Here is a 10,234-nt window from a genome sequence, read left to right on the forward strand (position 1 = left end):
TAGCTTGAGCCATGGCCGTCGTGCGAACGCGCGGCGGCCCTTTCCTGGGGGATGACGCCATGTGTAGGGTGTATATCAACGCCGATCCGATCCTCTATGAATCGCGCACGCGTTCGCTGCGCATTCATGGCGTGATTACCACGGTGAGGCTCGAAAACCTGTTCTGGGACGTGCTTCAGGAAATCGCCGGGCGCGAGAACCTGACGACCAGCCAGTTCGCGGTCAAGCTCTACGATGAACTGATCGCGCTGCGCGGCGAGGTGCCGACCAACTTTGCATCGTTTTTGCGGGTGTGCTGTCTGCGCTATCTGTCGATGCGCGAGGCGAAGCAGCCCGTGGAAAGCGAGGCGGCAGGGGTGGCGCTGAGGGTGTTGAAGACCGGCTGAGGAACCGGCCTTCACGGGCTTCACTCCAGCGTGATACGCGGCTCATTCAGCGGCCGCAGCTTGCCCGGATGCACGACGCGGCACAGCGCCTCCACAAAGAAGAAATCACCGACATGGTCGCGCCATCGACGCCGATGTCATGCGGCTTCGAATAGCACGAGTTATGCAACAGCCCGTGCTCCCCTTCGTGAACTCGTCGCGGCACAGCGCTTCCAGCATCGCGATGCCATGACGCTGCCACTTCGCGGCGGCCTGCGCATCGGGATGCAGACGCGCCAGTTCCAGCAGCGCCGACGCCACGATCGCGGCCGCCGCCGTGTCCTTGATCTCGGCGTCGCGACCGGTGGCGTCGAAGTCCCAGCGCGGCACCTGACGTCCTTCGAGGCGGCGCAGATAGTATTCCGCGAGCCGTTCCGCGAGATCGAGATACGCGCGCTTGCCGGTCTCGCGCGCCGAGTTCACGTAACCATAGATCGCCCATGCCTGGCCGCGGCTCCATGCGGATTCATCGAACGCGCCCTGGAAGGTATAGCCGCGCACGCGCGCGCCATATGGGGGCGTTTGGCCATGTCGATGGGTCTTCTTGAATGGTTGGCTGAACGCGGCGTCATGCGTTGCGCTACGGCGCCGTCAGCGTGGAAGTCACTTTAAAGAGGCGCCTCATTCGACGGGTAGGACGGTTCATGCGATCTTTTGGACTTTTTTGCAGCACGCCGCGCGAACGCCCGGGGCAGCGTTAAAAAGTCCAGGAAATCCGAAGACTGGTCCTGACGCACCCTTGCAGCGATCACGAATACTTGCGTCAATCCGACGCCGCTCGCCTATAACCAGCTGTTCCTCGCGCTGTCGCAAGGGCTGGTGGATGGCGCGGATGCCTCGCCGGAGCAGTTCGTGCAGGACAAGTTCTCCGATGTCGCCAAGCACTTTTACGTGACGCACGTGAACTATCTGCCGGTGGTGCTGACGATGAGCAAGGCATCGTGGGACAAGCTTTCGCCCGCCGATCAGAAGGCGTTCCAGGAGTCGGCGAAAGTGGCCGCCGACTTCGACCTGAAGGAATACAAGCGTGAATACGATGCCGCCATTGCCACGATGAAGGCGAAGGGCATCCAGGTGACGGTGGTCGATACGGCGCCGTGGCAGCAGGCCACCAAGGCCGCGCGCGACGAACTGGTCGCGAAGATTCCCGACGGTCCCGCGCTCTATCAGTAAATCAACGCGGCCAAGCAGGCTTCGGCGGTTGCATCGAAATGACGGATGCGAACGGCGGCAGTGGCTCCAACCCGGCATCGGAGGCCACACCCATGGAGAAGCTCGCGCGCGGCCTGATGTGGATCGACGACATCGTGCTGAAGCTCAATCTGTTCGCCTGTAGCTGTCTGCTGCTCGGGGCGGTGATCGTGGCCGGTCTCGGCGTGATCTTCCGCTTCGTGCTGCACGATTCCTTGTCATGGTCCGACGAAGTATCGGCCTACCTGTTCGTGTGGCTCACGTGTCTGGGCGCGGCGGCCGGTGTGAAGCTGCGCGCGCATCCGGAAGTGCGCGTGCTGGCCGACCGCGTTCCGGCCGTGGTCGCGCCCTTGCTCAAGGACTTCACGGACTGCGCGATCCTCGCGCTCGGCGCGGTGTTCGTGCTGTACGGCACCGACATGCTCGAACTGATGGGCACTGAAACAGCTACGTCCGTGCCGATTTCGATGGTCTATCCGTATCTCTCGATACCGCTATGCGGTGCGTTGCTCGCGTTTCATTCGCTGGTGCGCATCGTGGTGTCGCATCTGGCGCCGCAGGCGCAGTCCGATGCGACGCTGGTCGAAGGCGTGTCCGATCATCTCCAGATTTCCAGGATAAACATCATGTGGGCAATCGCTTTTGGAGCAGGGCTGCTCGGGCTGGGCGTGCCGGTGGCCATCTGCATCGGCATCGCGGCGACCATCGCGGTGGCGTTGCAATCGGCGGCGGGATCGCTCGGGCTGTTGTCGCCCGTGTCGATGAGCATGCTCGTCTACGCCTGTACCGCGAACGTCTCGGTGGGCACGATGTTCATCGCGGGCATCATCCCGATGCTGCTCGTGGTCGCGTCGTTCATGATCGTCAACTATATGACGGCCGTGAGGAACGACTACAGCGCGGTGGCGCCGTTCGATCTCGCACGTCTAGCTCTTGTCGAACGTCCGGAAAGCACCGCTTGATGACTGCCGCAAAGTCCAGTTCTGGCATGAGTGAACTGCTAAGCTGGATTGACGGAAAAAGAATCAAGGCGCCTGTAGGCGTGGCTGTTTCGAACCACGCCGTCGGCCCCGGTGCGTACACCCAATACGTTGAGGACTGGCTGACATGGTCGACGGCTTCGATAGGGACGCAGAGCCGGATGCGGATCCTGAAGAGATCAGGCTGCGCGACAACGATAGTGCCAAAGGTATTTTCGAGTCGCTGCCGGTGCCGCTGTTGATCTTGCTCCCGGATAAGGACTTCACGGTAGCCGCGGCGAGCGAGGGCTATCTCAGCGAGACGCGTAGCAGGCGCGCCGAAGTCGTCGGGCAATCGATTCTCGATGTCTACCCTCACAGCGCGTTTCCCTTCAACTCGACGGAGACGGCGGATCTCCATGCGGCGCTGACTTCGATAGCGACCTGGAAGTCGGCCAGCGATCGCGCCGATCAACGCTTCAGGATCTCCGCGCACAAGGACGAAGGCGCCTCGACATGGCGGGCCGTACAAAGACCGGTCCTGACCGATGAAGGTGAGCTTCTGTGTATCGTGCATTGGCTCCAGAAGCTGTCCAGTGCGCAGCACATCTCTCTCGACGCGGCTCGCGAGCCGGACTACAAACGCATCGTCGACTCGCTTCCGCACTGCGTGTGGACGGCACGTCCGGACGGATACGTGGACTTCTACAACGCGCGATTCCGCGAGTTCATGGGCGCTGAACCGGAAGCGGCGAAAGACGGGCTCTGGATCAACTTCGTTCATCCCGACGATGTGAAGCGCGCCAAGCAGGAATGGCAGGCAAGCATACAAAGAGGAACGCCGCACGAGTCGACCTTCCGCGTGCGCTACCACACTGGCGACTACCAATGGACGCTCGTGCGCGCGATGCCGGTTCGGGAAGGCGCCGACATCATCGAATGGGTCGGCAGCAACACCGACATCGACGCGCGCATGCTGGCCGAGGTGGAAGCCCACGTGTCGAACCGGCGCAAGGATGAATTCCTCGCGATGCTCGCACACGAACTGCGCAATCCGCTCGTGCCGATCAGGGCGGGCGCGGAGATGATGGCAAGACTCGGCAAGGACGACGAGCGCATGTCCCACGTCGGCGACATGATCCGTCGCCAGGTGGCGCACGTTTCGACACTCATCGACGACTTGCTGGAAGCCTCGCGCGTCAACCAGAATCGCGTCTCGCTCGAGACTTATACCGTCGATCTGAAGCGTGTCGTGCATGAGTCATCCGAGCAGGTGCGTCCGCTCGTCGAAGCGCACAAGCACCGCTTGGCCATCCATCTGCCGGTCGAGCCCGTCTGCGTGTGCGGCGACCACAATCGCCTCGTCCAGGTCTTCAGCAATCTGCTCACGAACGCGGCGAAGTACACGCCGGACGGCGGAAGCATCTCGGTGCTGGTATCGCGAGAGAACGGTGAGGCCGTCCTCAAGGTGAAGGACAATGGCAACGGCATGGAGCCGGAACTGCTGACACGGGCATTCGAGCTCTTCGAGCAGGGCACGCGAAGCGCCGCGCGAACTGAAGGCGGTCTGGGACTGGGACTCGCGCTTGTGAAAGGGCTCGTCGAGCGCCAGCATGGGACCGTGACGGCGGCAAGCGAAGGACAAGGCAAGGGCAGCGAAATCACCGTGCGGTTTCCGCTCGTCGCTACCCGGGCGGACCCCATAACACCGCCCGCGACGCCTGAGCCGATGCACGAGGCTCATCGACATCGCATTCTCCTGGTTGAGGACAATGTCGACGTCGCGGACTCGGTGGGCATGGTGCTGGAGATTCTTGGACACGATGTCGCCATCGAGCACAACGCACGCAGTGCGATCGAGCGGGCCAGACGGGAGTCGTTTGACCGCTGCGTGCTCGACATCGGACTGCCCGATATGGACGGCTATCATCTCGCTCGCGAACTGCGCACCCTTCCCGGCACGCGGAACGCCGTGTTCATCGCGCATACCGGTTATGGCCAGCAGGAGGATAAGAAGCTGTCGGCCGAGGCGGGCTTCAAACATCATCTCGTCAAGCCAGCCGCGATTCCCGACATCGAACGGGTGCTCGCGGATGAAGCGGTGACCTAGCGCGTGCTGCCTGTCGCGTTGCTCATGATGCGAAGAGCACGAGCATTACTCAGGCTTTCGCGGATGATTGAGGAAGAAGCGAATCATCTCGGCGCTGGCGTCGGGGCCGGACGGATCGGTGTAGCTGCCGCTCGACGAGCCCCCGGCCCACGCATGCGGCGCCCCGTGAATCACCCATAGTTCGGCATCGACGCCCGTGGGTGAAGTCATGATCCGGACCGTGTTCTTTCTTGCGCTCGATGCGCCATCGATCATCACTTCGCTTGCCGAGAACTCGCGTACCAGTTCGCTGGCGTTGGCGAGATGCACGGTTGCGTCGGCATCGCCGTGAAAGACGATCAGCGGGCATGAAGGGCCGGTTCTTCGGGCATTGGCGCGCGGCTTGCCACCGCGCATCGCCGCCAACGCCGACGGCAAGTCGTGCGCGCAACCCACCGGCAGGCCCGAGTGAACGCCCGCTGCCGCGTACAGGTCAGGATAGGCGCGCGCCAGGACCGCTGCCATCGCGCCACCGGCGGACAGGCCCGCCACGTAGACCCGTTTCGGATCGACGCTGTGGTTCGCCATGATCTCGCGCGTGATGCCCGCAATCAGCGACGGTTCACCCTGATCGCGCTGCTGATCCGAGGGCTTGAACCAGTTCCAGCATTTCGATGCGTTCGCGCTCTGCGGCTGAACCGGATAAGCGACGATGAAGCCGTGCGTGTCCGCAAGCGCGTTCATCCGGGTGCCGGCCGCGAAATCGTCGGCGTCCTGGGTGCAGCCGTGCAGCATGATTACCAGGGGTAAGGGTTCGCCGCGAGGTAATGCGGGGACGTAGAGTTTGTAATCACGCTGACCGGCGGCGCCGACAAAGCGCCGCGTGCTGAACTGCCCTTGCTGTCCGGCTTGCTCGTTGCCGGCGCGGCGCCGGGGTTGCAAGAGGTCGGCGAAAGCTGTCGTGCCGGTCTTGTCACGCGCGTCTGCCACGTCCGTCTTTTCACCATGCATGGCGCGCTTGACGACCTCGGCGGCCGCCGCGGGATCATTGCTGCGAAAGAGTGCGAAGGCCTCTTTCATCGAATCCAGAAATCCGTCGTTGAGTTTCATTGTTCTTCCGTTAGCAGGAAATTGGAGAGCATCAGCGGATGCGATCCGCCAATGCGGCCTTGACCGCAGGGGACGCATGAAGCGCGCCGCGGACCAGGATGGAGTCGATCGCGGCGAGCGCGAGTTCAGGCGAAACATCCGATGCGATGCTCGCGAGGCCCAGAACCTGGATCCTCAGCCGTTGATTGGCAGCGCACGCTGCTTCGAGGTCCAGCTTCGAGAAATGCTGGAGGCCCAGGACCAGTTCACGGCGAGTCACCGTTTCCTTCACGGCCGGAGCGTGGACTGCGAGCTGGTTGCGGATGGCCGTGCGAATCAGATCGGTACGGTTCGAATAAAAGCCTTCTTCGACCAGCAGGTCGATCTGTCCCAGGTCGACAGGGCCGAGATTGATCGTGATTTTCTCGGTCTCGCTGCCGCGCGAGCGTTCCAGTGTCTCTTTGTTCATCTTGAAAAGTTCTCCGATTACCATCCATGTGGATGGTATCAGGCTGGTTTCAAGAGGGAGGCACGAAGATTTGTTGAGAAGGAACGCTCGGTAATGCCCGACACTCGCCGCAGTGTGCGGCAGGCAATTGTTACCGCACGATGAGCTTCACCCCCTGCGCAAAAGCTCACTCGCCTGCGCGAGCACCGCTTCGATGGAAAAGGGTTTCGTCAACATGGCCATGTTGTCGTCGAGGAAGCCGTCGGACACCGCTTCCTCGGCATAGCCTGTAATGAACAACACGGGCAGCATGGGCCGGCCGACTCTCGCGGCGTCGGCCATCTGCTTCCCGTTCAGGCCTGGCAGGCGCACGTCCGACACCAGCAAATCGATCTTCACCTCCGACTTGAGCACCGCAAGCCCCGACGGTCCGTCATGAGCCTGGATCGACGTATAGCCCGAGAGTCCGAACAACTCGACAAGCAATTGGCGAATGGTCTCGTCATCGTCGACGATGAGCACGGTCTCGCCCGCACCGCCAGCCGGCCCGGCAGCCAGTGCTTTCGGTTGTCGTGGCGCCTCATCCGCCACCACGGCCTCGGGCATGAACAGCGCGACGGTCGTTCCCTGGCCGAGCGCGCTCTCGATGGTCACGAAGCCGCCGGACTGTCTCACGAAGCCATAGACCATCGACAGGCCGAGCCCGGTGCCGCGTCCCAGCGGCTTCGTGGTGAAGAAGGGTTCGAGGGCTTGTCTCAGCACCTCCTGCGGCATGCCCGATCCCGTGTCCGATACCGCGATGCGCACGTAAGCGCCAGGACTTGCGCCTTCGTTCGCGGCCGCTTCCACTTCGCTGACCTCGATGACCGAAGCCGCAATCCTGAGCACCCCGCCACGAGGCATGGCATCGCAGGCGTTGATCGAAAGATTGAGCAATGCGCTTTCGAGCTGGTTGGTGTCGCAGCGGATATGGCACGGCTGCGCGGCCATGTCGAACGCGATCTCGATGTCCTTGTTCGCGGTCTGCCGGATGAGGTCTTCGATGGACGGTATCAGTTCCCTCACGTCGGCGGACCTCGGTGCAAGCGGCTGTTTGCGCGAGAACGCGAGCAGTCGATGCGTCAGCGAAGCGGCCCGATGAGCCGACGAGATCGCCATGCCGAGAAACCGGTCGAGCTGTTCGGTCTTGCCACGCGCGACGAGATGCCGAACCAGTTCCAGAGGCCCGATCACGCCCTGCAGCATGTTGTTGAAGTCATGCGCGAGGCCGCCGGTCAGGTGACCCACCGCTTCCATCTTTTGACTTTGCCTGAGCTGCTGTTCGAGTTCACGTTGCGAGGTCATGTCGACGCCGACACCCGTACGCCGCACCGGCAGCCCTTGCTCGTTGAAATAGGTGTGACCCCGCGACAGGACGTGCCGCACGGATCCATCGGGGTGACAGATACGATATTCGAGTTCCAGGTCGCCGCTATGCAGCAGCCCGCCCGACATCGTATTGCGCAGGGCGGCCCGGTCGTCGGGATGGACATTGGCCAGGAAATACTCGCGCCGGATGCCCTTGGCCGCCTGCTCCGCATTGATCCCGTAGAGCTCGGAGACAGCTGCATCGCAGAAGAAGCAGTCGCTCGACACCTCGTAAGTCCACACGCCGACGCCACTGACCGCCGACAGCGCCAGCCGCGCAAAGTCGCGGGAATCGTCGAGCGCGATCTGGCGCTGCCGCTCGGCCGTGATGTCGCGTCCGGCGCACGCAATGTGATTGCGCACACGCGTGGCAGACCAGCTGATCAGGCGGTAGCTGTTGTCGGATGCCGCGATCCGGCATTCGAACTCGGCCGTGGAGCCATCCGTATCGAGCCCTGTGATTGCGGTTTCAACGGCGCCGGCATCCTCAGGGTGAGCGAGCATCGGCAAGTGTTTTCCGATGGCGGAGGCTGCAGCGATTCCGAGCTTGTCTTGCCACGCGGGATTGACGTCTTTTACCCAACCCCGCAAATCGACGATGACGTGCAAGTCATGGCTGACATCCCACGCGACTTCCCGGCCGAGGCGGTCCTCATTGGCGAGTCCCGAAGCGGCATGGCGCTTCTTTGAATCATTAATCATGTGAATTCATGGCAACCGGCGCGGCAGGCGCCCGATGATGGACTACCGGCTCCGCTCTGTACGACTGTGTGGAGAGACATGGCTTGTCCTGTGCAAGCAACGTCGTTTGCCAGGCAGCCTCAGCAGACGCGTCCGCGTTGATACAAGCAGTGACGGGCGAGGCAATGGGAGAACAATTTACCACGTCAGCGTAGAAGGTCGCCGGCATCGCCTCGTGTTCGTGCGCCGCTGATCGCAGCGTCGGGTAATCGCTCTGGTAACAAACAAAGACGGCTTCGCGCCCCGAACCCCCGCCCTCCTACCTGAGCAAGATTTACCGTCACTGAAAGTAATTTTAAATAAAACCAGAAAACATTCTTCAGGACCCAAATTACCTGCCGTTAAGAAACTGGCCTAGCGTTCCAAGCCGGTGCACGGCGTCGCGAGGCGGTCACGAATTCCCGAGTTCTTCCTTTGCGACGCCGTTGCAAGCCAGGCCCAGACATCTCGCATCTCGTGCTGTACCGCCGCGTAGTGATTCAACGTGTTGTACCGGTCAGGAGCCATCGTCCCGAAGGTCTTTAAGAAGGCCTGCGGTTCATGTCCGACTCCTTGCCTTCGATGACCGCCTCGATCCCCCACGACATCCTCGCCGTCCCCGCTGCCGGCGACACGCCGCCCGTCGCGGCCGTGCCCGTGCGCCTCGTCTCCACCAACGGCACGCCCAAGCCGCCATTTCCGCTGCCTGCTCCCACACCGACCCAGGACGCGGGTCAGGGCGTGCGCTTCGATTTCAACGACGGCTGTCGCGTGACGCTGCCCGAAGGCGAATGGCATGTGGTCCTGCGCGACACGGAAACCGGCAACGTGCTGTTCGAGACGGACATCGGCGCGGGCGCGGTGACGAGCGGCAAGAAATATTTCGTGCCCTTCGAACTCGAAGTGCAGAAGCGCGGCAAGGATGCGGACGCGGCCATCCTGCATCGCTACGACGCGAAGGACCGTGAAGTGCTGATCCAGTTTCCGGTCGGCACGCTCGGCGACCTGATGGGCTGGTTTCCCTACGCCGTCAAGTTCCAGCGCAAGCATGGCTGCCGCCTGACGTGCTCGATGTCCGCGCTGATCGCGCCGCTGTTTCGCCGCGCCTACCCTGAAATCAAATTCATCACGCCGGAGGAAGTGGATCCGGCGCGCTACTACGCGACCTACAACATCGGCCTGTTCTTCGACGACGAAGCGCACACCCATCAGCCGGTCGACTTCCGGCATGTCGGCTTGCATCGCACGGCGGGTCACATCCTCGGTGTCGATCCGGAAGAGATGCGCCCCGGGATGGTCCTCGCCGACGAATCGCGTCCGATCGAAGAGCGCTATGTCTGCATCGCGGTGCAGAGCTCGACCCAGTGCAAGTACTGGAACCACCCGACCGGCTGGCGCGAGATCGTCACGTTCCTGAAGGAAGCGGGTTACCGCGTGATCTGCATCGACCAGAAGGCGACGCACGGCTCGGGACTCGTCTGGAACCACATCCCGCACGGCGCGGAAGACCAGACCGGCGACCGTTCGCTGGAAGAGCGCGCGCGCTGGCTGAAGCATGCGGACTTCTTCGTCGGCTTGTCGAGCGGACTGGCCTGGCTCGCGTGGGCGTGCGGCATTCCAGTCGCGATGATCAGCGGCTTCACCCACGAGAACAACGAATTCGCCACGCCTTTCCGCGTGATCAATTACCACGCCTGCAACGGCTGCTGGAACGACGTGCGCCACCGCTTCGACCACCAGGATTTCTTCTGGTGTCCGCGCCACAAGGACACGCCGCGTCAGTTCGAATGCACGCGCCTCATCACACCCGAACAGGTCCGACGCACGCTGCGCCGCATCCCGGGCTTCGGCGTGGGCCTCGAGCCTGTCGCGCTGCAAGCCTGATCGAATTTCTGGTCGCGCGCCG

Annotated in this window: 9 protein-coding genes; 5 read left to right on the forward strand and 4 right to left on the reverse strand. The window is 62.5% G+C overall.

The genetic code is table 11. From position 1 onward, the window contains the following. The first annotated feature begins 59 nt into the window (after nt 1–59). Entirely contained in the window at nt 60–386 is a 327-nt protein-coding gene (locus tag QCE64_RS13475; protein ID WP_309903688.1) for a ribbon-helix-helix domain-containing protein, read from the forward strand. 105 nt (nt 387–491) lie between these two features. On the opposite strand, the gene QCE64_RS13480 is transcribed toward QCE64_RS13475, so the two are convergent. Then, nucleotides 492–926, reverse strand: a complete 435-nt coding sequence (locus QCE64_RS13480) for a hypothetical protein (RefSeq protein WP_310004263.1) — start codon at nt 924–926, stop codon at nt 492–494. 246 nt (nt 927–1,172) lie between these two features. On the opposite strand from QCE64_RS13480, the gene dctP reads away from it, so the two are divergent. The 3 genes from dctP (at nt 1,173) to QCE64_RS13495 (ending at nt 4,685) form a co-directional block, all read left to right on the forward strand. Next, entirely contained in the window at nt 1,173–1,598 is a 426-nt protein-coding gene (gene dctP / locus QCE64_RS13485; RefSeq protein WP_310005764.1) for a TRAP transporter substrate-binding protein DctP, read from the forward strand. A 92-nt stretch (nt 1,599–1,690) separates the two neighbouring features. Next, nucleotides 1,691–2,578: a TRAP transporter small permease subunit gene (locus QCE64_RS13490; protein WP_310004265.1), complete on the forward strand. Its 888-nt coding sequence runs from the start codon at nt 1,691–1,693 to the stop codon at nt 2,576–2,578. Between the two features lie 145 nt (nt 2,579–2,723). Further along, nucleotides 2,724–4,685 carry an ATP-binding protein gene (locus tag QCE64_RS13495; RefSeq protein ID WP_310004267.1) on the forward strand — a complete coding sequence of 654 codons (1,962 nt, stop codon included), beginning with the start codon at nt 2,724–2,726 and terminating at the stop codon, nt 4,683–4,685. Between the two features lie 45 nt (nt 4,686–4,730). Here QCE64_RS13495 and QCE64_RS13500 read toward each other — a convergent pair whose 3' ends face one another. The 3 genes from QCE64_RS13500 to QCE64_RS13510 all read right to left on the reverse strand — a co-directional run bounded on the left by QCE64_RS13500 (nt 4,731) and on the right by QCE64_RS13510 (nt 8,310). Continuing rightward, a complete protein-coding gene (locus QCE64_RS13500; protein ID WP_310005766.1) occupies nt 4,731–5,774 on the reverse strand; it encodes a PHB depolymerase family esterase in 1,044 nt (347 codons plus the stop codon). Between the two features lie 31 nt (nt 5,775–5,805). Next, nucleotides 5,806–6,222: a CopG family transcriptional regulator gene (locus tag QCE64_RS13505; RefSeq protein ID WP_309920044.1), complete on the reverse strand. Its 417-nt coding sequence runs from the start codon at nt 6,220–6,222 to the stop codon at nt 5,806–5,808. Nucleotides 6,223–6,369: 147 nt separating this feature from the next. Next, entirely contained in the window at nt 6,370–8,310 is a 1,941-nt protein-coding gene (locus QCE64_RS13510) for a PAS domain-containing protein (RefSeq protein ID WP_309920047.1), read from the reverse strand. A 579-nt stretch (nt 8,311–8,889) separates the two neighbouring features. Between QCE64_RS13510 and QCE64_RS13515 the strand changes: the two genes are divergently transcribed. Then, complete coding sequence (locus QCE64_RS13515) at nt 8,890–10,212, forward strand: autotransporter strand-loop-strand O-heptosyltransferase (RefSeq protein ID WP_310004269.1); 1,323 nt, start codon at nt 8,890–8,892, stop codon at nt 10,210–10,212. Nucleotides 10,213–10,234 lie beyond the last annotated feature (22 nt).

The organism is Caballeronia sp. LZ043 (assembly GCF_031451075.1).
Lineage (GTDB): Bacteria > Pseudomonadota > Gammaproteobacteria > Burkholderiales > Burkholderiaceae > Caballeronia.